Here is a 21761-nt window from a genome sequence, read left to right as displayed (position 1 = left end):
GCGCGCCCCGGGCCCCGGGCGGGGGCCCGCCGCGCGGACGCCCCGGCCGCCATGCTGACCACCGGAGACTTGACTTGAACGTACTGACGGACAACTTCGCGGCCTTTCGCGACGGCTTCCTCAAGACCGTCGAACTGACGGCCTACAGCACCCTGTTGGCCCTCGTGCTCGGCGTCGTGATCGCGGGCTTCCGGGTGTCTCCGGTGCCCGCGCTGCGCGTCTTCGGCACCGTGTGGGTGACGCTGCTGCGCAACACGCCCCTGGTCCTGCTGTTCCTCATCGTGACGCTGGGCCTGCCCGCGCTCGGCCTCAAGGGCTGGGACTCCTTCTGGCTCGCGGTGATGGCCCTCGGCTGCTACACCTCCGCCTTCATCTGCGAGGCCGTCCGCTCGGGCATCAACACGGTGCCGGTGGGCCAGGCCGAGGCGGCGCGCAGCATCGGCATGACCTTCACGCAGACGCTGAGCCAGATCGTGCTGCCGCAGGCGGCGCGCACGGCGATACCCCCGGTCGGGAGCCTGATCATCGCCCTCACCAAGAACTCCGCCATCGCCTCGGGCTTCGACGTCATGGAGCTCGGCGCGCTGCAGAAGGAGCTCAACGCGGACGCGGGCTACGACATCCTGGTGATCTTCCTCTGGATCGCGGTCTGCTACCTGATCATCACGCTCACGCTCAGCGGCCTGTTCCGGCTGCTGGAGAACCGGTTGGCGGTGGCCCGATGAGTGCCAGTGTCCTCTACGACGTACCCGGCCCCAAGGCCCGCCGGCGCAACCGCCTCTACGGCGTCGTCTCCACGCTCGCCCTCCTCGGCCTCATCGGCTTCGTCATCTACCGGCTGGACGAGACGGGGCAGTTCCAGGCCGGGCTGTGGGACGACTACCAGTACGCCAACACCCAGGACCGCATCCTCGAAGGTCTGCTCACCACGCTGAAGACCTTCGCGCTCGCGGCGGTCTTCTCACTGGTCCTGGGCGCGGTGCTGGCCGCCGGGCGCCTCTCCGACCACCAGTGGGTGCGCTGGCCCACCACGGTGCTCGTGGAGTTCTTCCGGGCCATGCCCCTGCTGATCATGATCTTCCTGTTGTACTACGCGTACTTCGACACCCAGCCGATGTGGGCGCTGGTCATCGGGCTGACGCTGTACAACGGGTCGGTGCAGTCGGAGATCTTCCGCGCCGGCATCAACGCCGTCCCCAAGGGGCAGAGCGAGGCCGCCTACGCGATCGGGCTGCGCAAGACCCAGGTGATGACGAGCGTCCTGATCCCGCAGGCCGTGCGCTCCATGCTGCCCTCGATCATCAGCCAGCTCGTGGTCACCCTCAAGGACACCTCGCTCGGCTTCATCATCCTCTACGAGGAGTTGCTGTACGTCGGCAAGGCGTTCGCCGAGCGGACCCCGCCGGAGAACGGCGTCTACGCCTTCATCCCGATGGTCATCGTCTTCGGCTCCATTTACATCCTGCTGTGCCTGGCCCTGTCGTCGCTGGCCACCTGGATCGAACGGAGCACCAAGCGCAGCCGCAAGGGCGCCCCGGCGGCCGTACCGGCCGGCGGTGCCGCCGCCCTCGTCGACCCCTCGCACGGCGCGGGGCCCGGCCCCCGGGACGGCTCCGGCCCCGGAAGCGGCCCGAAGTCCGACTGACCCCCGCGCGGGCCCCGTTCGGCGCCCGCCGCGCGGCACTCGTCACGCCCCGTACCCCCGCCCCAGCGGCGGCGGGTACGGGGCGCGCGCATGTCCGGGAGCTGGTGCCGTGTCCGGGATGTGGACACGGCGCCACGGCCCGCCCCGTGGCAGATGCCACGGGGCGGGCGGCCGGTGCCCCGGAGCGGCGTGCGACGCTGCGGGGCGGGCGTGACCCGGGGGAAGGGAACCGCCTACCGGGAGTGGAAGCGGACACACGAAGCCCACGCCGGCCGTACGCGCCAGCGCCGGGGCCGACCCACGGGGTGCGCACCGGAGTTGGCGCACCGCGGGTGGCCCACGGGGCGGGGCGGGCGCCGGTCTCGCCACCGCGCCCCGGCTGTCCACGCCGGCGGCGCCCGATCATGCGGGCGAGCGTGGAAGCACGGAGGCACGCGGGCGCACGCGGGCCGCACGGGGCGAAGCGAGGGCGCCACGGCGGCGGAACCGGGCCGAGGAAAGCGCGTCAGCGGGCGGCCGGAGCCGGAGCGCCGGCGCCTCGTGGAGCGAGTCTGCCGACGCCCCGTGGAACGGGGCGGGGAGCACGGCGGCGCCCCGAGACTGTCCCCGCCCGGGCGAGCCCTCGTCCCGCCCGACAGACGGGCACCCCACCACCTCCCGCGCGGAAGACGGGGCACGAGAACACGGAGCGTGCCGAGCGGGACGGGGGCGCGGGACGCCGCGCGCACGGGGCACGGGGCACGGGGCACGGGGCACGGGCGAGTATCCGTTCGACCGGAACTGGGGCGCGCGGGAGGCGAGGCCCGTCGAACGGGTGCGGGGCTATCGGGTACGGGGCCACGGGGCGCGAGATACGGAGCGCGGAGTACCGGCGGGGCGGCCGGCTCCGCGCCGACGGGGCCTCAGCCGGGGCCGGCCCGCCACGGGGCCGGCCAGGACGGAGCGGGCGGGCGGTACGCGCGGTGACGGGCACGGAGCGTGGCAGCGAGCCGCGACCAGCGGGCAGGGGGTCACGGGACGGGGACCGGCGGGCGGGGGCCACGGAGCGGACGGAGCGTGGCGGACGGGTAGCCGATACCGGGACGCGGAGCGGCGGGGAGCGCTGGGCCCGGTCACCGTGTGGCGGGGCCGCACGCCGCCCCGACGGGCCGGTGAGGTCGGGCGGCGACCGGTCGGCACGCTGGCGTATCCGGCCCTGTACTGGGCGTATATCCTCGGCCGGGTCGAGGACGTACGTGCTCCCGCGTGCTCCCGGCCGTCACTTGACGGGGGCACCCGCAGTGGGTTGCATACGTTCTGTGATCGCGTACCGGGCTCCTCTTGTCAGTTCTCCTACCTGCCGCAAGGACGGGGGAAGCGCGCCGTGGACCCGGTGATCGTCGTCGGTGCGGGCCCGGTGGGACTCGCCCTGACACTGGCCCTCGCCCGTCGTGACGTTCCCGTCGTCCTGCTCGACGAGGGGACCGGGCGACCCCGCATAGACGAGCAACGCCCCGCCCGCACCACCGTGCTGCGGCCCGACACCGCCCAGATGCTGAGCCGTCTGGGCTGCGCCGTCGCCACCGACGACGGGACGCGCTGGACCGGGTGGCGCACCGTGCGCCGCCGCCAGACGGTGCGTCAGGTCACGTTCGACGGCCCTCGGACCCCGCGCGGCGCCGGAGCGGTGCCACCCGCGCCGCCCCGCGACGCGACCGGTCTCGGCGAGACACCGGGCGTCGCCTCGCCGCTGCACCTCCCCCAGCACGTCCTCACCCGCTCGTTGCGCGCCGCGCTGGCCTCGTTCTGCCAGCAGCCCGGGGGCGGCCTGGTGCGGATCGCCACGGGCGGTCGGCTGGACGCCATAGAACAGGACGCGACCGGGGTCAGCGTCCACACCCGCCCCGTACTGGACACCGAGCCGGCCGACGAGACGGACCCCGCCGATCCCGCCGACGGCCCGGCCACGGGCGCTCCCGACCCCAAGGCCGGGGCGGCGGGCAAGGGCATCTGGTGGCGCGGGAGTTACGTCATCGGCTGCGACGGGCCCCGCTCCACCGTCCGCAAGCTGCTCCGAGTGCGCTTCCCCGGCCGGACGGCGGTGGAGCGACACGCCGTGGCGGCGCTCCGCGCCGACCTCCCGCACCCCGGCGAGGGGTTGCTGCACCGGGCGCCACCGTGGCGCGGCGCCGACGCGGAGGTGACGGCCCGTCCGTTGCCGGGCGGCGCCTGGCGGCTCGACTGGCTGTTGCCGCCGGGCGGGGAGCTGGTCACGCCCGAGGCCCTGCTCGGCCGAGTACGGGACACCCTGGCCGGCTGGTGTGGCGCTGTCCCTCCCTACGAACTCCTGGACACCGGCGTGTACGTGGCGCACCACCGCCTCGCCAGGCGCTGGCGGGTGGGTCGGGCCTTCCTCGCCGGGGACGCCGCGCACCTGGTCGGGGCGCTCGGCACGCAGGGGCTCGACGAGGGGCTGCGTGACGTCGACAACCTCGCCTGGAAGCTGGCCCTCACCTGGCACCACGGAGCGACCGACGCGCTGCTGGACAGCTACCAGACCGAGCGACGCGAGGCCGTCGGGCTCCGGCTGCGCGCGGCCGACCAGTCGCTGGCCCAGGTCCGCTCGGCGGGCGGCTGGTCCGCCGTGCGGCGCTCGGTGTTGCCGGGCTCCGTGCGCCACCACGACGCACTGCTCACCGACGGCCACGCGGGCCTGGGCCAGCTCGGCGCCCCTCCGACCTACCCGCGCAGTCCCCTGCTGCCGGCGCCCCCGGAGGGCGCCGAGGCGGTGGGCACGGCGCCCGGCGCCCCGGTGGCCGACATACCGGTGACCGCGCCCGACGGCCAGCCCGCGCGGCTCCGTGACCGGCTGGGGGGCGCGCTCCTCGTGGTCCTGGTCGCCCCGGGCACGGGCGTGTGGGAGCGCCGGCACTGGGTGGGCGCCGGCCTGATGCCCCGCCTCGCCGAGGCCGTCGCGGCACTGCCGATGCGGGCCGAGATCCTGGTCACGGAGGGCTACCCGGGGGCCGCGGCGCACACCGTGCTGGTGGTACGCCCCGATGGTCACCTGGTGGCCGCGCTGGCGGGGGTCCGCCCCGCCGAGTTGTACGCGTGCGCGGACGCGGCGCGAGGCGGGCTGCTCCAGGCCCCCGCCCCCAGCCCCACCTGAGACCGGACCCGGCCCCGAGCGGACCGGCCCCGTGACCGTACGTCGTACGCGGCCCGACGGGTCCGCCGGGAGACAGCCGTACCACGGCCCGGGGCCGGGTTTGCCGGGTGTCCACTCGGCAGGGTGCGCACCGACCTAGGCCCGCGCGTCGTCTGGGGCGCCCGGGTCGGGTGTGGCGGTCTACGCGCCGGCGCCCACTCCGCACCCCCTGTCCGTCGGCGGGGCCGTCGCCGCCCCGCCCGTGCGCTCCGGGCATCGCACCGTTCGTGCCTGGGTGACGGCGGCGAGGGCCCCACGTGATCGCTCGGGAGGCGCGTCGGGGGGCGCGCGGGGGCGGCGGCGTCCGGGCGTGGCCGACGGTCTGGACGTGCGCGGTCGCACAACCGGTCGCTGTTGACCATGGGCGGGGGAAATGGTCTACTCCGAATCATGTCTGACACCAACCTGCGCCTTTGGCGGAGGGTCCACATGGACCTCCTCCGCTACGCAGGCTGCGTGTGTCGCCCGTCCTGTTGATCCGCATCCCCTTCCGCGTGGCTGGCCCGCCGCGCGCCCTTGCGAGCCCTCAGGACGGTCTCCGTGACAACCAGCTCAGTCGGCCCCGCCACCGCCGCGCACCCCACCACCGCGGCTCCGGCCACGGTCAGCCCCTCGCCCGCCACTTCGGGCCCCCGCTCCGCATCCGCGCACACCGCGACCGTCGCCACACCGCCAGCTGTCGCGCCGGCGCCCGCCACGACACCGCTGATCGCGGCCGAGCCCCCGGAGCCGGCCGGCTCGGGCCGCGCCGGCGGCGCCTCGCTCACCGAACTCCTCGACTACGTCCGCCGCGTCGCGGCCGACACGGAACTCGTCGCCAGCCTCCCGCTCGATCCGGAGGGCCGTACCTGGGCTCGGCTGGAGGGGCCGGGCGGCAGTGAGGCCTGGCTGATCGGCTGGCCGCCGGGCACCGGCACGGGGTGGCACGACCACGGGGGCTCGCACGGGGCCTTCGCCACCGCGGAAGGCGAGTTGATCGAGCAGTCGCTGGCCGCCCAGTTGCCCACCGAGGGCTGGAAGACGCTGGAACTCACCGAAGGCGTGGACCGACAGCGGACCCTGTCCGAGGGCAACGGCCGGGCCTTCGGTCCGCACCACGTCCACCAGGTACTCAACCTGTCGCCCCAGCGGCACGCGATCTCCGTGCACGCCTACTACCCCCCGCTGCCGCTGATGCGGCGCTACAGCCGCACGGGCCCCGTCCTGCGGTTGGAGCAGGTCGAGCACCCCGGGGAGTGGGCATGAGCACACACCCGCCCACGCGCGTGGGCACCCTGCTCGACCGGGCACGGTCCCAGCTCCACCGGCTCGCCCCGCATGAGGCCGCCACGGCGGCGCGGGACGGCGCCGTACTGATCGACATCCGGTACGCCACGCTCCGCGACCGGGACGGGCTGATTCCCGGCGCGTTGATCGTGGAACGCAACGAGTTGGAGTGGCGCCTCGACCCCCACGGCGACCACCGGCTGCCCGACGTCACCGGGCACGACCTGCACGCGGTGATCCTCTGCAACGAGGGGTACGCCTCCAGCCTGGCGGCGGTCTCCCTCCAACAGCTCGGGCTGGCCCGGGCCACCGATGTCGTCGGCGGCTTCCAGGCCTGGCGCGCGGCGGGCCTGCCCGTACGCCCCGTCGACGAGCCGTCGGTTCCGGCCCGATCCATCGCGGGCTAGGGCCGACCCCGCCAGCACAAGCGACCTACCCGCTCCGCACCGACTACTGGCCGGGCTCGCCACGTGGTCTAAGCCGAGAGGGACCCCGCGCGGCGCCGTCCCTCGCTTCGCGGCCCGGTCGCCGCGTGGCGTACGCCCCGGTGCCGCCAGGTCACTCGTCGGCCAGGTGGTGCTCCAGCGACTCCGGGTCCTCACCCTCCTCCTCCAGGACCCGTCGGACCGTCCTGAGAGCCACGCCCTCGGAGTAGCCCTTGCGGGCCAGCATCGCGGCCAGACGTCGGACGCGCTTGTCCCGGTCGAGCCCCCGGGTGGCGCGCAGCTTGCGCTCCACCAGCTCGCGGGCGGTGCGCTCTTCCTGGTCCCGATCGAGCTGGCCCACCGCCTCCTCGATGAGCGCGGCGTCCACGCCCTTGGTGCGCAGTTCCCGGGCCAGGGCTCGGCGAGCCAGCCCCCGGCTGTGGTGTCGGGACTCCACCCACGCCTCGGCGAACGCCGCGTCGTTGATCAACCCGACGTCCTCGAAGCGGGACAGCACCTCCTCCGCCACGTCGTCGGGGATGTCGCGCTGGCGTAGGGCCTGGGCGAGTTGCTCGCGGGTGCGTGGCGTCCCGGTGAGCAGGCGAAGGCAGATCGCCCGCGCCTGCTCACCGGGATCCATGGTGCTGGGGGCGTCTTGCTGGCCCCCACGCGACGCCCTCCGCCCGGCCCTCGACGGGCTGAGGGTGTCGCCGTCCGGTCGTCCCGCGTCGTCGCTGTCCGGCCAGTCGGTTCGCCGGGTCATGGGCTAGCTCTTGGCCGCGGCGGCCTTGGTGGTCTTGGCCGTCTTGGCGGCCGGCGGCGCGACCGTCTTCGCGGCGGTCGCGGGCTCGGCGGCGGTCACCGGCGCGGCGCCCGGCTCCGGGCTCTGCTCGGCCGGCTTCACCCCGATACCGAGCTTCTCCATGATCTTCTTCTCGATCTCGTCGGCGAGGTCCGGGTTGTCCTTGAGGAAGTTGCGGGCGTTCTCCTTGCCCTGGCCGAGCTGGTCGCCCTCGTACGTGTACCAGGCGCCGGACTTGCGGACGAAGCCGTGCTCGACGCCCATGTCGATCAGGCCGCCCTCACGGCTGATGCCCTGGCCGTAGAGGATGTCGAACTCGGCCTGCTTGAAGGGCGGGGCGACCTTGTTCTTGACCACCTTGCAGCGAGTGCGGTTACCGACCGCCTCGGTGCCGTCCTTGAGGGTCTCGATCCGGCGGATGTCGATACGGACCGAGGCGTAGAACTTGAGCGCCCGACCACCGGTCGTGGTCTCCGGCGAGCCGAACATGACGCCGATCTTCTCGCGGAGCTGGTTGATGAAGATCGCCGTGGTCTTGGACTGGTTCAGCGCGCTGGTGATCTTACGGAGGGCCTGGCTCATCAGGCGGGCCTGGAGGCCGACGTGCGAGTCACCCATCTCCCCCTCGATTTCCGCGCGCGGGACGAGCGCCGCCACGGAGTCGATGACGATGAGGTCGAGCGCGCCGGAGCGGACCAGCATGTCCACGATCTCCAGCGCCTGCTCGCCGTTGTCCGGCTGGGACAGGATCAGGGAGTCCGTGTCCACGCCGAGCTTCTGCGCGTAGTCGGGGTCCAGGGCGTGCTCGGCGTCCACGAAGGCGACGGTGCCACCCGCCCGCTGGGCGTTGGCCACCGCGTGCAGCGTGAGCGTGGTCTTACCGGAGGACTCCGGTCCGTACACCTCGACCACGCGGCCGCGCGGCAGGCCGCCGACGCCCAGGGCGACGTCGAGGGCGGTCGACCCGGTGGAGATGACCTCGATGGGGTCGTTGGGCCGGTCGCCCATCCGCATCACGGCGCCCTTGCCGAATTGCCGTTCAATCTGTGCGAGTGCGGCGTCCAACGCCTTCTCGCGGTCAGTTCCTGCCGCCATGGGCTCCACCCGGTTTGCTTGAGTCGATCGCTTCACGTCCACGACGCTAACGCCTGCCACTGACAATCGGCCCGGACACCCTCTCCGCCTGTGGATAACCGGGGGTAGAACCGCCAGCCAGCACCCCCATGAGAATGGATGTTCGATTTTGGTGTCAAGCGCGTCCCTTGCGCGCCGCCCGCCTTCGCATGCCATGCGCGACATCGGAACGACGTACGGCCGGGGGCGCGCCCCCGGCAGGGGAAGCGCCTCGACCCGGGGCACGGCGCCGTCCACGGGCCGGCGCGGGCCAGCCTCACTCGCCCCGCCGCGCGTCGCCCGTGGTCAGCCCTCCGGTGCGGGCTCGCCCGCCGCGGGCGCCGTGGCCTCGGGAGACCGGGGGGCCGGCGCGGCACCTGAGGGCACCCCCGCCGGCTCCGTGGCCGGAGTGACAGCCGCCCCGGTCGGTGCCGACCCGCCGGGGGCCGGCCGATCGTCCGCGCGCCGGAGCGCGCGCCGTGCCCGGGCGAGCCGCGACTCGCTCCGTGGCCTGCGGACGCCGCCCCGTACCCGGGCCTCGTCCGTCACCTCGTACCGCTTGATGTACGTGCCGAGGAACGCCTGGAGCGTCGCCGTCGCCGGGATCGCGATGAGCGCGCCCACCGCACCCAGCAGCGCCGTCCCGGCGATCACGGAGCCGAAGGCGACGGCCGGGTGGATGTCCACCGTCTTGGCCGTGATGCGCGGCTGGAGCAGGTAGTTCTCGAACTGCTGGTAGACCACGACGAAACCGAGCACCCACACCGCGTACCAGGGGTCGACGGTGAAGGCGACCAGCATCGGCAACCCGCCGGCCAGATAGGTGCCGATGGTGGGGATGAACTGCGAGATCAGCCCCACCCACAGAGCCAGCGCGGGCGCGTAGGGCACGCCCAGTATCTCCAGCAGGACGTAGTGGGCGACGGCGGAGATCAGGGCCATCAGGCCACGGGAGTACAGGTAGCCGCCCGTCTTGGCCACCGCGATCTCCCAGGCACGCAGCACCTCGGACTGACGGTGGGGCGGCAGGACGGAGCACAGGGTGCGGCGCAGGCGCGGGCCGTCGGCGGCGAAGTAGAACGCGAAGAGCGTCACGGTCAGCACCTTGAACAGTCCGCCGAGCACCTGCGCGGAGACGTCCAGCACGTTGTTGGCGCTGTCCTGTACGTACTTCTGGAGCCAGTCGGAGTGCAGGAGGCTGTCCTGTATCTCGACCCGGGACAGCTCCGTGTGGAAGGTGCCGTTGACCCAGCTGATCACCTTGTCCAGGTACTTCGGGAAGTCCTCGACCATGGTGACGACCTGGTCGGCGAGCATCGACCCGAGCAGTGTGACGAATCCCGCCGCGCCGACGAGGATGCCGAGGAAGACCAGGCCGGTGGCCAACCCGCGACGTACCCCGCGAGCCGCCATCCAGTCCACCGCGGGCTCGATGGCCAACGCGAGGAAGAACGCGATCAGGATGTTGAGCAGCAGCGACGTCAGCTCGTGGAAGGCCCAGCTCGCGAGCTGGAAACCGGCCACCAGGGCCAGGGCGAGCACCATGGCGCGCGGCAGCCAGCGGGGCATGCGCGCGCCCGCCGCATCGCGTGGCCCCATGGGGGCGTCGTCCTGGACGGTGTCTTCTCTCGCTGTCACGGAGCAAGTGTGGCGCATGTGGTGGGAGCGCCCTCGCGAGACCCTGTCATGTCCGCGACCAGCAGGCGCGCTCCGTGGCTCCGTGGCTCCGGCGGGAGGATGCCGTGGGAGCGGGCCGGGACCCTCACGGAGCCGTGCGGCGTGCTCCGTCAGCGCCTGTCGGGCGGGACGTCGACGGCGACACAGACCCCGCGCCACACGTCCTTGGCGCTCCAGCCGGCGTCCAGGGCCTCGTGGACGGTCCGGCCGCCCAACTCGGACATCACGTGATCGCGCGCGAACGAGTCGGCGTACCCCGCCCCGAAGTGATCCGCCATTCGCTGCCAGAAGACCGTCAACCGCATAGGCCCAGTATCGCGCCCCTGAGAGTGCAGCCGTACGGCATCCCGCGCCGGGCTCCTCGTTCCGGTCCTACGGTCGGGGGATGGACCCAGCACCGACCGCACCTCTCACCCGCGCCGAACGCTTCATCTGGCTCACCGCCCGCGTCCTGGAGCAGCGCAGGTTCGCGTACCACTTCCTGTCCACGCGCCACGATCTGGAGCGCTCCGTCGACGGCGTGGAGCGGGCGCTGGCCGCGTACCTGAACGACGACGGGGGCTACGGCCACGCCCTGGAACCGGACCTGCGCGGCCCCGTCAGCCAGCCCCTGCACACCGCGCACGCCCTGCGGGTGCTCGACGAGATCGGTCGGTGCGGCGGACAGCGGATGGAGCAGGTCTGCCGGTATCTGACCGAGATCTCCACTCCGGCCGGCGCCCTGCCCGCGCTGCACCCCTCGCTGCGCGGGTACCCGGCCGCCCCGTGGGTTCCCGTGGTGGACGACCCGCCGAGCGACCTGCTCGCCACCGGGCCCGTCACCGGGCTCCTGCACCGGGGCGGCGTGTGGCACGCCTGGTTGTTCCGGGCGACGGACTTCTGCTGGTCGGCCGTGGAGCGGCTGGCGGACGGGGCGCCCACGCACCCGTACGAGGTCACCGCCGCGATCACCTTCCTGGACTGTGTGCCGGACCGGGAGCGCGCCGCGGTGGTGGCGGAGCGGATCGGCACCCGCGTCCGCGAGCAGCGCCTGGTCGTGCTCGCTCCGCACACCGCGGCCGACCATCCGGTGCCCGAGGGATACGCCCCACGGGAGCACCACTTCGCGCACGACTTCGCGCGCCGCCCCGGCTCCGTCGCCCGCCCGTGGTTCTCCGACGCGGAGATGTCGGCCTCCCTGGACCATCTCGCGGCGACGCAGGAGGAGGACGGTGGCTGGCCCGTCAACTGGCGCCCGTGGGCGCCCGGCACGGCGCTGGAGTGTCGCCCCATGGTGACCATCGAGGCCCTGCTGACGCTGCGCGCGTACGGGCGCGTACTCGGCTGACGGCGGGGCGGCGGGCAGCGAGGACAGCCGCCCCGCATGCGAGGCCGACAGGGCGGAGCGGGGCGGATACGGGGCGACGGTCGTCCCGCGCCCCTCGCGGACGCGCGCGCAGGCCAGCGGGACCGGAGCGGTGGCTCGCGCGCGGCACGGTCCACGGAGCGTGCCACACGGGGCCGTGGACCGTACGCGACCTGGTCCACGCGACACGCGTACGGGGTGCCAGGCGGCACCGGCACGGTCCACGGGGCCGCCACGGAAGGGCCCACCCCGCGCGGCGCACGGCCCCGGCCCTCGCACGCCGCGCCGGGACACGGCGCGCACGACCGGGTGCGGGCGGGAGCGCGCCACGCGGGCGGGTTCCTAGCCGACGCCCACGGCGCGAACCAGTGCCGTCACCGCCACGGCCACCGCCACGACGAGCAGGAACGGGGCGCGCAGCACCAGGGCGAGGGCCGCGGCGCCCAGGCCCGCCGCGCGGGCGTCGACGACCAGGGCGTGCCCCGTGCTGAACGTCTGCTGCGCGATCAGGGCGGCCAGCAGCGCCACGGGCAGCAGGGCGGCCAGCCGCTTGACGGCGGGGCGCTCCAGGGCGCCCGAGGGCACGGAGAGGCCAAGCAGCTTGACCAGGTAGCAGCCGGCGGCCGTGGCGGCGATGGCGATCCAGGTGTTCACCGGCTCTCCTTCTCGACGGTCTCCTGGCGCTCCGTGGCTTCTGTCGCCGTCGCGGGCGTGCCCCCGGGGACGGCGGCCTTCGGCGGCGGAGCGTCGTGCCGGGCGCCCGGGGCGGTGCGGCGGCCGTGGACGGCCAGGACGATCGGTGCGGCGAGCGCCGCCACCAGCACCGGCACTCCGGCGGGCAGCAGCGGCACGCAGACCAGGACGAGAACGGCCCCGAGGCCGGCCACGGCCCGTTCCAGGGCGCTGTGCAGCATCGGGGCGAGCAGGGCGAGGAAGACCGCTGGTCCCGCGGCGTCGAGGCCCCAGTCGTTGGGGTCACCCAGCGCGGCGGCTCCGAGCGCGCCGATCAGCGTGGTGAGGTTCCACAGCACGTACAGGCTGGCTCCGGTCACGACGAAGCCCAGCCGGGCCGCTCGTCGGTCCCGTTGGGCGAGCGCGACGACGGCGGTCTCGTCGATGACCCAGTGCGCGGCCAGGGGCCGCAGGGGGCCGGGCAGCCGCAGGAGTTGCGACAGGCGCAGCCCGTAGAAGGCGTTGCGTACGCCGAGAAAGAACGCGCCGGCCGCGGCCGTCAGCGGGTTCCCGCCGGCGGCCAGGGCTCCGACGAGTGCGAACTGTGAGGCACCGGTGAACACCAGCAGGCTGAGGACGCACGTCTGCGGCAGGCTGAGTCCGGCCCCGGCGGACGTCACCCCGAAGGCGAAGCCGGACAGTCCGACCGCGACGCCCACTCCGAGGGCGTCCCGCACCACGGCCCCGCGCCCCGTGTCGGTCGCCGGGTCGTCGGCGCCCGCCGGCCCCGTCTCCTCCCCACCGGGCTCCAGGTCGGGCGCCCCGTGCTCCGTGCCAGGGCGCCTCGTCCCCCCGTCCGGCCCCGTGCCCCCGTCGGGCTCCGTGCCCCGTGCCCCGTGCGTCGCGGTAGCCGGGGCTCCGTGCCCCGTGCCCCGTCCCCCGTCGTCGGCGTGTCGGGACGCGGCGCCGGCCACGTCGCTCGTACGGTGCGCGCGCCCCGTGGGGGGCCGCCATTCCTCGCGTGCTGCTTGTTCGACCACGTCGGCACCGTACGGGCTGGTCACCGGCGAGGTCTTGTACGTTCTTGCGGTCGCGGTCAGGCGGGTTCGCGCGGAGCCGATCGCTCTCTTCGGTAGGCGCCCGGCGGCACGCCGACGATGCGGGTGAAGTGGCGGCTCAGATGTGGTTGGTCGGTGAAGCCGACCAGGGTGGCGGCCTCGGCCGGGGGCGTGCCGGCCTCCAGGAGGCGACGGGCGCGCCGTACGCGGGCGTCGGTCAGCCAGGTGTGCGGGGGCATCCCGTACGCGGTGCGGAAGGCGCGGAGCAGGGCGAAGGGGCCGGTGCCCAGTTCCGCGGCCAGGCTCGCGAGGCTGGGCGGGGCGGACATCCGGGCCTGCAGGATCTCCCTGGCGCGGGCGGCGGTCCGGGCGCCGGCCCCGCGCTGGGTGCGCGCGGGCAGCGCCCCGCCGTGGCCGCGCAGCAGCCGCGCGACGGCCTCGCGCAGCAGTGTGTCGGCGGCCAGCGCGTTGCCCCGTTCCGCGGCGCGGTGCACGGCCATGACGAGCCGCATGCCCTCCGGGTCGTGCACGACCGTCTCGCGGAACCAGGTCGCCCCCGGTGAGGTGGACACCTCCGCGGCGATCTCACCCACCGTGTCGGCGTCCGGGTAGAGCACGTGGTAGGTCCAGCCCTCGGGGACGCCCGCGCGCGCCGTGTGCGCCACGTCGGGGTTGATCATGACGACGCCGCCGGGGCCGACCCGCTGCACGCCGCCGGCCAGCCGCATCTCCTCGATCCCACCGGTGATGGCACCGATGACGTAGCCGTCGTGGGCGTGCTGGGGGAACGCGTGCCGGATGTAGCGGGCACTGAGCAGGTCCACGCCCGGCAGGTCCGCGTACTGCCAGTGCCGTGCCCGCTCCCGCTCGCTCATGCCCCCATTGTGCGTACCGGCCGCTCAGGGCGCCGAGCGGGCCACCCGCCCTCTTGTGTACGTCGGGTGACCTGGGACTTCGGCCGATTGTCAGAGGTACGGTGCACGATGGGGTCATGGTGCGGAACGAGCGACGCGGTGAGCCGGCGGGGGACGGGGTCCCGGGCGGCGCCCATGCGCGCGGCTCGGCGCTGGAGGGTTTCTCGGCGGCCACCCGGGGCTGGTTCACCGGGGCGTTCACGGCGCCGACGGCCGCCCAGGCCGGTGCCTGGCGGGCCATCCACGAGGGTTCGGACGTGTTGGTGGTCGCGCCGACGGGTTCGGGCAAGACCCTCGCGGCCTTCCTGGCCGCGATCGACCAGCTCACCAGCGCTCCCCCGCCGGCGGAGGCGAAGAAGCGCTGCCGTGTGCTGTACGTGTCGCCGCTGAAGGCGCTGGCGGTGGACGTGGAGCGGAACCTGCGCAGCCCGCTGACCGGCATCCGGCAGGAGGCGGTGCGGCGCGGCCTGCCCGAGCCGGACGTCCGGGTGGGCATCCGGTCCGGTGACACGCCGGCCGCGGAGCGCCGGGCGCTGGCCACCCGGCCGCCGGACATCCTCATCACCACGCCCGAGTCGCTGTTCCTGATGCTGACCTCCGCCGCGCGGGAGGCGCTGGCCGGCGTCGAGACGGTGATCCTCGACGAGGTGCACGCGGTGGCCGGCACCAAGCGGGGCGCGCACCTGGCGCTGTCCCTGGAGCGGCTGGACGCCCTGCGCGGGGCGGGCGAGGGCGGACGGGCGCGCCCGGCGCGTCGGATCGGCCTGTCCGCGACCGTGCGGCCGGTGGAGGAGGTCGCGCGCTACCTGTCGCCGAGCCGGCGCGTGGAGATCGTCCAGCCGCCGTCTGGCAAGGAGTTCGACCTGTCGGTGGTCGTCCCGGTCGAGGACCTGGGCGAGTTGGGCCCCTCGCCCGCGCGCGAGGGGCCGGAGCAGGAGGGTGAGCGGCCCTCCATCTGGCCGCACGTGGAGGAGCGGATCGTCGACCTGGTGCAGGCGCACCGTTCGACGATCGTCTTCGCCAACTCCCGCCGGCTGGCCGAGCGACTGTGCAACCGGCTCAACGAGATCGCGTACGAGCGGGCCACCGGTGACCCGCTGCCCGAGCACCACGCGCCCGCCGAGGTGATGGCCGAGTCCGGCGCGGCCAGGGGCGCGCCCCCGGTGCTGGCCCGCGCGCACCACGGCTCGGTCTCCAAGGAGCAGCGGGCCCTGGTCGAGGAGGATCTCAAGGCGGGCCGGCTGCCCGCCGTGGTGGCCACCTCAAGCCTGGAGCTGGGCATCGACATGGGCGCCGTCGACCTGGTCGTGCAGGTCGAGTCGCCGCCCTCGGTCGCCTCCGGGCTCCAGCGGGTGGGGCGCGCGGGTCACCAGGTGGGCGCCGTCTCCACGGGTGTCGTCTTCCCCAAGTACCGGGGCGACCTGGTACAGGCGGCGGTGGTGACCGAGCGCATGCGGGCGGGCGCGATCGAGGCGCTGCGCGTGCCGGCCAACCCGCTCGACGTCCTGGCGCAGCAGCTGGTGGCCATGACGGCGATGGACACCTGGGACGTCGACGAGCTGCTGGCCGTGGTGCGCCGGGCGGCGCCCTTCGCGACGTTGCCCGAGTCGGCGTACACGGCGGTGCTCGACATGCTCGCCGGGCGCTATCCGTCGGACGCCTTCGCCGAGTTGCGACCCCGGGTGGTGTGGGACCGCGTCGCCGGCACGGTCACCGGTCGCCCCGGCGCGCAGCGGCTCGCCGTCACCTCCGGCGGCACGATTCCCGACCGTGGCCTGTTCGGGGTCTTCCTCGCCGGCGCCGAACCGTCCGGCGGTACGGGGGGCCGGGGCGGCGGGCGGCGGGTCGGCGAGCTGGACGAGGAGATGGTGTACGAGTCGCGGGTGGGCGACGTGTTCACGCTGGGCACCACCTCGTGGCGGATCGAGGACATCACCCGCGACCGGGTGCTGGTGACGCCCGCGCCCGGCGTGCCGGGGCGACTGCCGTTCTGGAAGGGCGACCAGCTCGGGCGTCCACTGGAGCTCGGCCGCGCGCTGGGCGCCTTCCTGCGGGAGGTCGGCGCGCTGGCCCCGGAGGCCGCCCGGGACCGCCTGTCCGCCGCCGGCCTGGACCGCTGGGCGGCGGACAACGTGCTGTCGTACGTGGCGGAGCAGCGCGCCGCGTGCGGTCACGTCCCCGACGACCGCACGATCGTGGTCGAGCGGTTCCGGGACGAGTTGGGCGACTGGCGCGTGGTCATCCACTCCCCCTTCGGCGCGCAGGTGCACGCCCCGTGGGCGCTGGCCCTCGGCGCCCGGCTGACCGAGCGGTACGGCATGGACGCGCAGGTGATGCACGCCGACGACGGCATCGTGCTGCGACTGCCCGACGCGGACCTGCTCGGCCTGGACCTGCTGGACGTGCCGGTACCGGCGGGCGCGGACGCGGACGGCACGGCACCGTCGGCCGGCACCCGACCGGCGCCCGACCACGGCACGGCCTTCGACAGCGAGCAGTCCCCCGTCGGCGCCGCCGACGTCACCTTCGACCAGGGTGAGGTGGCCCAGCTGGTGACCGACGAGGTGGGGGGCTCGGCGCTGTTCGCCGCCCGCTTCCGGGAGTGCGCCGCCCGCGCGCTGCTGCTACCGCGCCGCAGTCCCGGCAAGCGCACGCCGCTGTGGCAGCAGCGTCAGCGGGCTTCGCAACTGCTCCAGGTGGCCAGCGAGTTCGGGTCGTTCCCGATCGTTCTGGAAGCCGTGCGCGAGTGCCTGCGGGACGTGTTCGACGTCCCCGGGCTGACCGAGCTGATGGGCGACGTCGAGGCGCGCCGGGTGCGGCTCGTGGAGGTGACCACGCCCGAACCCTCCCCGTTCGCGCGCTCCCTGCTGTTCGGCTACGTCGCGCAGTTCCTGTACGAGGGGGACTCACCGCTCGCCGAGCGCAGGGCCGCCGCGCTCTCGCTGGACTCCCGGCTGCTGGCCGAGCTGCTCGGCCAGGCGGAGCTGCGGGAGCTGCTGGACGCCGAGGTGCTGGCCGAGCTGGAGCGCGAGCTGGCCTGGCTCAGCGACGACCGGCGGATCAAGGACGCCGAGGCCGTGGCCGACGCCCTGCGCGTGCTGGGGCCGCTCACCGACGAGGAGTTGCGTCAGCGGGGCGCGGAGCCCGCGTGGCCGGAGCGCCTGGAGGCCGCCCGCCGCGCCATCCGGGTGCGGATCGCGGGCGAGTGGCACTGGGCGGCGGTCGAGGACGCGGGGCGGCTGCGGGACGCGCTGGGCACGGCGCTGCCGGTCGGCGTCCCGGAGGCGTTCACCGAGCCGGTTCGGGACCCGCTGGGCGACCTCCTGGCCCGGTACGCGCGCACGCGCGGGCCGTTCACCTCCGCCGACGCCGCGACGCGCTTCGGCCTGGGCACGGCCGTCACGGACGGCGCGCTGCACCGGCTGGCCGCCGACAACCGGGTCGTACGGGGCGAGTTCCACCCGTCGGGCATCGGCCAGGAGTGGTGTGACACGACGGTCCTGCGCCGCCTGCGGCGCCGGTCGCTGGCCGCGCTGCGCCACGAGCTGGAGCCCGTCGCGCCCGCCACGCTCGCCGCGTTCCTGCCGCAGTGGCAGCACGTGGGCGGCTCCGGACTGCGAGGGGTGGACGGCCTGGTCCGCGCCATCGAGCAGTTGCAGGGCGCCGCCGTGCCCGCCTCCGCGCTGGAGAAGCTGGTGCTGCCGTCCCGGGTGGCGGGGTACGCGCCGGCGCTGCTGGACGAGTTGACCGTGTCCGGCGAGGTGGTGTGGGCCGGGGCGGGCGCGCTGCCCGGCAAGGACGGTTGGGTCACGCTCTATCTGGCGGAGGCCGCGCCCCTGCTGCTGCCGGAGCCGCGCCCGCTGGAGCTGACCGCGCTGCACGAGGCGGTGCTCGGCGCCCTCGCTGGCGGGTACGGGTTGTTCTTCCGGCAGATCGCGGACCAGGTGCGCGCGGCCGGGCTGGCCGCCACGACGCCCGGCGCCGACGCCGAGATCGCCGACGCGCTCTGGGACCTCGCGTGGTCGGGGCGTGTCACCAACGACACCGTGGCCCCGTTGCGCTCCCTCCTCGGCTCCGGACGCACGGCGGGGGCCACCGCGCACCGCGCCAAGCGCGCGGTTCCGCGTGGCCGGTACGGCTCGCTGGCGGCCCCGCGCGGGTACGGGCGGGTGGCGCGGCCCACCGCCTCGCTCGGCGGACCGCCGACGGTGGCGGGGCGCTGGTCGCTGGTCCCCGAGCGGGTGGGCGAGCCCACGCACCGGGCCCACGCGCTGGCCAGCACGCTGCTCGACCGGCACGGCGTGGTGACGCGCGGGGCCGTGGCGGCGGAGGGCGTCGAGGGCGGGTTCGCCGCCGCCTACCGGGTGTTGGCCGCCTTCGAGGAGAGCGGTCAGGCGCGCCGTGGTTACGTCGTGGAGGGGCTGGGGGCCGCGCAGTTCGCGATGGACGGGGCGGTGGACCGGCTCCGCGCGGTCGGCACAGCGCGCGATCGCGCGGAGGGGGCGGCCCTGGACCCGGCCTTCCGTCAGGACTTCGGCGACGCCAGGGGGCGCGCAACGGGGGCGGGTGCCGCGCCACGGGCCCTGGTCCTCGCCGCCGCCGACCCCGCCAACGCGTACGGTGCCGCGCTCGGCTGGCCCGACCCGCCCCCCGGCGCCACGCACAAGCCGGGCCGCAAGGCCGGCTCGATGGTCGTCCTGGTCGACGGCGCGCTGGTGCTCTACCTGGAGCGCGGCGGCAAGACCCTCCTCGCGTGGCCCACCACGGCCGACGCCCCCGCGCCCTCCCCCGAGCGCTCCGCTCCACCCCCGCGCGCGGCGGAGGCGTCGCCCGACGATCTCGCGGCGAACGCCGACCCCCGGCTGATACCGGCGTTCGAAGCCCTGGCCGCCGCGGCCCGCGCCGGCGCGCTGGGCACCATCACGGTGGAACGGGTCAACGGCGTCACCGCGCTGACCTCGCCGTTCGGGGCCGCGCTGGAGGCCGCCGGCTTCCACGCCACGCCCCGAGGGCTGCGCCTGCGCTCCCCACGCTGACCGTCGCGTGCCTCGCGCCGCCCGACCGGCCCGAAGGCGTCGGCGACCGGAGGGCCCGCGGGGCGGCGGCCCCCACAGGGCGACCGATCGCCCTCACCTGTGGCCGCGTCCCCGGCGAGCGGGGACGGCCCCGCCGCCGGGCGCGACCTCTGCCCGTGGGCGCCGTTCCGCGAACGGCGTGGCGCCGCGTGCCACTTCGGCCAGGGGTGGGGGACAGCGGACGGCTCCGCACGCGCTACCTCGGCACGGGCCGCCCCGGTACGCGGGACGTCTCGACATGGGGTGAGGCGCGCGCCCGCCGCTGCCCCGCGTCCGCCGATGTTCGCTGCCCCACGCACCCCCGGGTCGACCGACGCGGCCCACTCGGCGTGCCGCCCCTCGGCCCCCGGGCCCCCGCTCCCGGCCCCGACCGCGCACGCCGGACCGCCTCGGAAACGAGCACGGAGCGGGATCGGGAGCGGGCACGGGGGCGGAAGCGGACACGAAGCCGACACGGGCGCCAGGCGGAGCGGGGCAAGCACGGGGCCAGGCGACGGCCCCACGTCGATGCGGCCAGCACCACGCGTCCGGAGCACCGGCCACCACGTATCCCGGGCGCCGGCGAGGCCGCCCGACGGCGGCCTCGCCGTAGGCCAGGCGCCCTGCGCGCCGCGCCGTACCGCCGACCCGTGCGCATGCGCCGGACCCGGCCCGCCCGGTGCGCGCCCCCGCCCACCCGTACCCCCGATCCAGAACCATCCGTGGGCGTACGCGGGGGCAGGCACCTCACGGCCGGCCCACTCACGCGAAGGCGCCCCCGTCCGGACGCACACCGGGTTCGGGCCGGCGCGGCCCGTGCGAGTACCTGGCGCGACACCGACGGCCCGCGCCCCGTGAGCCGCGCCCGGCACATGCCGTCCGCGCGCTCACGCCCGCCCACGGCGTACGGCCGCCGCTCACCTCACGAAGGAGCCAGGAGGCCCGTCGCGACGAACCGTCGCCCGAGAAGGACGCGGGGCACACGGTACGACGCGCCGGCGGCGCGCGCCCGACGGTCCTGGGCCAGGTGTCACCGCTGGCATCCACACCCCGCTGGCCCCGGTCCACACACCGCCCGGCCGCGTCGGCGCCCGCACCGTGGCGGCATCATGGGCTCATGCCCGAGGGAGACACCGTCTGGCGCACCGCGCACCGCCTGCACGCCGCGCTGGCCGGCAAGCCGCTGACCCGTTGGGAGCTGCGCGCGCCGACCGGTGCCAGTCAGCGCCCCGACGCGCGCGGACAGCGACGGCCCCGGCTGCCCGAGACCGACCTCACAGGCCGGCACGTGCGCGAGGTCGTACCGCGCGGCAAACACCTGCTGGCCCGCGTCGAAGGGGGCCTCACGCTCCATTCGCACCTGCGGATGGACGGTGCCTGGCACGTCTACGACCCCACGGAGCGCTGGCGGGGCGGCCCGGGGCACCAGATCAGGGCGGTGCTCGGAGTGGCCGACCGTACCGCCGTCGGCTACCGGTTGCCCGTCCTCGCCCTGCTGGCCACCGCCGACGAGGACACTGTGGTCGGCCACCTCGGCCCCGACCTGCTGGGCCCGGACTGGGACCCGGACGAGGCCCTGCGGCGCGTGCTCGCCACACCGCACCGCCCACTCGGCGAGGCCCTGCTCGACCAGCGCAACCTGGCGGGCATCGGCAACGTGTACAAGGCGGAGCTGTGCTTCCTGCTCCGGGTGAGCCCGTGGCTGCCGGTGGCCGACCTCGACGCGTCCGCCGGTCAACGACTGATGACGCTGGCCAAGAAGCTGCTGGAGGTCAACAAGTCACGCCCCGCCCGGATCACCACCGCCGAGCACCACCCCGACCGCCGGCTCTGGGTCTACGGCCGCGCGGGCCGCCCCTGTCTGCGCTGCGGCACCCTGCTCCGCGCGGCCGAACAGGGCGACCCCCGCGCCTCCGACGGCGCCGTGCCCCGTATCACCTACTGGTGCCCCCGCTGCCAGCCGGGCCCCGCCCCCGAACCCACACGGTGAAGCCCCAGCACCCACACCCCGCCCCGTCACCAACCGCCCCGGGCCGGACCGGGCCGAGGCGACGGAGCCACCCAGCCAGCCCACCGACGCACCGCGTGCCGGCATGCCCGCCTCGTGCCACCGCCACCGCGCCCCGCCGGCCACCCGCACCACATCCCCACCAGCCCACGCCTCCACGGCAGCCCCGCGTACTCCCTCCTCTCACAACCGATGAGCCCAGGCCCCACCGCCCCCACCCCTCAACCCGCCAACCCGCCAACCCGCACGAGCCCAACCCCTCGATCCCCTCGCACGTCGACCACCACAAGCTCGGCACCCCAAGCGCCGCCGCCCGCCACCGCGCACACGGCCACCCCGGCAGACCCCTCGCGCCCGTGCCGCCGCCGGCCGCTACCCGAAGGGCCGCCGCGCACCCCGCGCACGCCCGCGCGCCGACCGCCAGCGGCCTCGCCCACCACCCGCACCATCCACCCGCGCGCCACCACGCACGAAGTCCGCCGCCTCCCCGTGCCGTGCCGGCTGCCCTGGCGGCTCCACCGGCAGCTCCACGGACGGCTCCGTGGGTGGCACCGCTGGGGCCGACATCATCGTGCGGAACCCCCTGGCGCCAAAC

At 75.2% G+C, this 21761-nt stretch carries 16 protein-coding genes; 9 read left to right on the top strand and 7 right to left on the bottom strand.

Annotated features, from left to right (window positions below):
• Positions 1 to 74: 74 nt before the first annotated feature.
• The 6 genes from ACFVFR_RS05925 (at position 75) to ACFVFR_RS05900 (ending at position 6505) form a co-directional block, all read left to right on the top strand.
• A complete protein-coding gene (locus ACFVFR_RS05925) occupies positions 75 to 725 on the top strand; it encodes an amino acid ABC transporter permease (RefSeq protein WP_383698435.1) in 651 nt (216 codons plus the stop codon).
• A complete protein-coding gene (locus ACFVFR_RS05920; RefSeq protein WP_383698434.1) occupies positions 722 to 1645 on the top strand; it encodes an amino acid ABC transporter permease in 924 nt (307 codons plus the stop codon). Before ACFVFR_RS05925 ends, ACFVFR_RS05920 begins: the two co-directional genes overlap by 4 nt.
• Before the next feature lie 1363 nt (positions 1646 to 3008).
• The gene (locus ACFVFR_RS05915) at positions 3009 to 4793 is read left to right on the top strand and encodes an FAD-dependent monooxygenase (RefSeq protein WP_383698433.1); all 1785 of its coding nucleotides are present in this window, start codon (positions 3009 to 3011) and stop codon (positions 4791 to 4793) included.
• Positions 4794 to 5192: 399 nt separating this feature from the next.
• A complete protein-coding gene (locus tag ACFVFR_RS05910) occupies positions 5193 to 5309 on the top strand; it encodes a putative leader peptide (protein ID WP_383698594.1) in 117 nt (38 codons plus the stop codon).
• Positions 5310 to 5537: 228 nt separating this feature from the next.
• Positions 5538 to 6077 carry a cysteine dioxygenase gene (locus ACFVFR_RS05905; protein WP_383698593.1) on the top strand — a complete coding sequence of 180 codons (540 nt, stop codon included), beginning with the start codon at positions 5538 to 5540 and terminating at the stop codon, positions 6075 to 6077.
• Positions 6074 to 6505: a rhodanese-like domain-containing protein gene (locus ACFVFR_RS05900; protein ID WP_383698432.1), complete on the top strand. Its 432-nt coding sequence runs from the start codon at positions 6074 to 6076 to the stop codon at positions 6503 to 6505. The genes ACFVFR_RS05905 and ACFVFR_RS05900 overlap by 4 nt, the downstream gene beginning before the upstream one ends.
• Before the next feature lie 151 nt (positions 6506 to 6656).
• On the opposite strand, the gene recX is transcribed toward ACFVFR_RS05900, so the two are convergent.
• From recX to ACFVFR_RS05880, 4 genes are all read right to left on the bottom strand, one after another.
• Positions 6657 to 7286 carry a recombination regulator RecX gene (gene recX / locus ACFVFR_RS05895; RefSeq protein ID WP_383698431.1) on the bottom strand — a complete coding sequence of 210 codons (630 nt, stop codon included), beginning with the start codon at positions 7284 to 7286 and terminating at the stop codon, positions 6657 to 6659.
• Positions 7287 to 7289: 3 nt separating this feature from the next.
• The gene (gene recA, locus ACFVFR_RS05890) at positions 7290 to 8420 is read right to left on the bottom strand and encodes a recombinase RecA (protein WP_383698430.1); all 1131 of its coding nucleotides are present in this window, start codon (positions 8418 to 8420) and stop codon (positions 7290 to 7292) included.
• A 324-nt stretch (positions 8421 to 8744) separates the two neighbouring features.
• Positions 8745 to 10037: an AI-2E family transporter gene (locus ACFVFR_RS05885; protein ID WP_383698592.1), complete on the bottom strand. Its 1293-nt coding sequence runs from the start codon at positions 10035 to 10037 to the stop codon at positions 8745 to 8747.
• Positions 10038 to 10225: 188 nt separating this feature from the next.
• Positions 10226 to 10420, bottom strand: a complete 195-nt coding sequence (locus ACFVFR_RS05880; RefSeq protein WP_383698429.1) for a DUF3046 domain-containing protein — start codon at positions 10418 to 10420, stop codon at positions 10226 to 10228.
• Positions 10421 to 10500: 80 nt separating this feature from the next.
• Here ACFVFR_RS05880 and ACFVFR_RS05875 point away from each other — a divergent pair, with 80 nt between their 5' ends.
• Positions 10501 to 11442, top strand: coding sequence for a hypothetical protein (locus tag ACFVFR_RS05875; protein WP_383698428.1), 942 nt, complete (start codon positions 10501 to 10503; stop codon positions 11440 to 11442).
• Positions 11443 to 11802: 360 nt separating this feature from the next.
• Here ACFVFR_RS05875 and ACFVFR_RS05870 read toward each other — a convergent pair whose 3' ends face one another.
• From ACFVFR_RS05870 to ACFVFR_RS05860, 3 genes are all read right to left on the bottom strand, one after another.
• Entirely contained in the window at positions 11803 to 12114 is a 312-nt protein-coding gene (locus ACFVFR_RS05870; RefSeq protein WP_383698427.1) for an AzlD domain-containing protein, read from the bottom strand.
• Entirely contained in the window at positions 12111 to 12872 is a 762-nt protein-coding gene (locus tag ACFVFR_RS05865) for an AzlC family ABC transporter permease (RefSeq protein ID WP_383698591.1), read from the bottom strand. Before ACFVFR_RS05865 ends, ACFVFR_RS05870 begins: the two co-directional genes overlap by 4 nt.
• Positions 12873 to 13228: 356 nt before the next feature.
• Complete coding sequence (locus ACFVFR_RS05860; protein ID WP_383698426.1) at positions 13229 to 14065, bottom strand: AraC family transcriptional regulator; 837 nt, start codon at positions 14063 to 14065, stop codon at positions 13229 to 13231.
• Between the two features lie 116 nt (positions 14066 to 14181).
• Here ACFVFR_RS05860 and ACFVFR_RS05855 point away from each other — a divergent pair, with 116 nt between their 5' ends.
• Together ACFVFR_RS05855 and ACFVFR_RS05850 are read left to right on the top strand one after the other, a co-directional pair.
• Positions 14182 to 19140, top strand: coding sequence for a DEAD/DEAH box helicase (locus ACFVFR_RS05855; protein ID WP_383698425.1), 4959 nt, complete (start codon positions 14182 to 14184; stop codon positions 19138 to 19140).
• 1135 nt (positions 19141 to 20275) lie between these two features.
• Positions 20276 to 21148 carry an Fpg/Nei family DNA glycosylase gene (locus tag ACFVFR_RS05850; protein WP_383698424.1) on the top strand — a complete coding sequence of 291 codons (873 nt, stop codon included), beginning with the start codon at positions 20276 to 20278 and terminating at the stop codon, positions 21146 to 21148.
• Positions 21149 to 21761 lie beyond the last annotated feature (613 nt).

Origin of the sequence: Streptomyces sp. NPDC057702 (assembly GCF_042799315.1) — a bacterium.
Taxonomy (GTDB): Bacteria; Actinomycetota; Actinomycetes; order Streptomycetales; family Streptomycetaceae; genus Streptomyces.
The sequence above is the reverse complement of the archived record's forward strand: the minus strand, read 5'-3'. Positions and strand labels throughout refer to the sequence as shown.

Excerpts from the sequence above, each read along its gene's own strand:
- ACFVFR_RS05920 (WP_383698434.1), top strand. The coding sequence starts at position 722 with ATGAGTGCCAGTGTCCTCTACGACGTACCCGGCCCCAAGGCCCGCCGG.
- ACFVFR_RS05910 (WP_383698594.1), top strand. The coding sequence starts at position 5,193 with ATGGGCGGGGGAAATGGTCTACTCCGAATCATGTCTGACACCAACCTG.
- ACFVFR_RS05900 (WP_383698432.1), top strand. The coding sequence starts at position 6,074 with ATGAGCACACACCCGCCCACGCGCGTGGGCACCCTGCTCGACCGGGCA.
- recX (WP_383698431.1), bottom strand. The coding sequence starts at position 7,286 with ATGACCCGGCGAACCGACTGGCCGGACAGCGACGACGCGGGACGACCG.
- recA (WP_383698430.1), bottom strand. The coding sequence starts at position 8,420 with ATGGCGGCAGGAACTGACCGCGAGAAGGCGTTGGACGCCGCACTCGCA.
- ACFVFR_RS05885 (WP_383698592.1), bottom strand. The coding sequence starts at position 10,037 with ATGGGGCCACGCGATGCGGCGGGCGCGCGCATGCCCCGCTGGCTGCCG.
- ACFVFR_RS05880 (WP_383698429.1), bottom strand. The coding sequence starts at position 10,420 with ATGCGGTTGACGGTCTTCTGGCAGCGAATGGCGGATCACTTCGGGGCG.
- ACFVFR_RS05875 (WP_383698428.1), top strand. The coding sequence starts at position 10,501 with ATGGACCCAGCACCGACCGCACCTCTCACCCGCGCCGAACGCTTCATC.
- ACFVFR_RS05860 (WP_383698426.1), bottom strand. The coding sequence starts at position 14,065 with ATGAGCGAGCGGGAGCGGGCACGGCACTGGCAGTACGCGGACCTGCCG.
- ACFVFR_RS05855 (WP_383698425.1), top strand. The coding sequence starts at position 14,182 with ATGGTGCGGAACGAGCGACGCGGTGAGCCGGCGGGGGACGGGGTCCCG.
- ACFVFR_RS05850 (WP_383698424.1), top strand. The coding sequence starts at position 20,276 with ATGCCCGAGGGAGACACCGTCTGGCGCACCGCGCACCGCCTGCACGCC.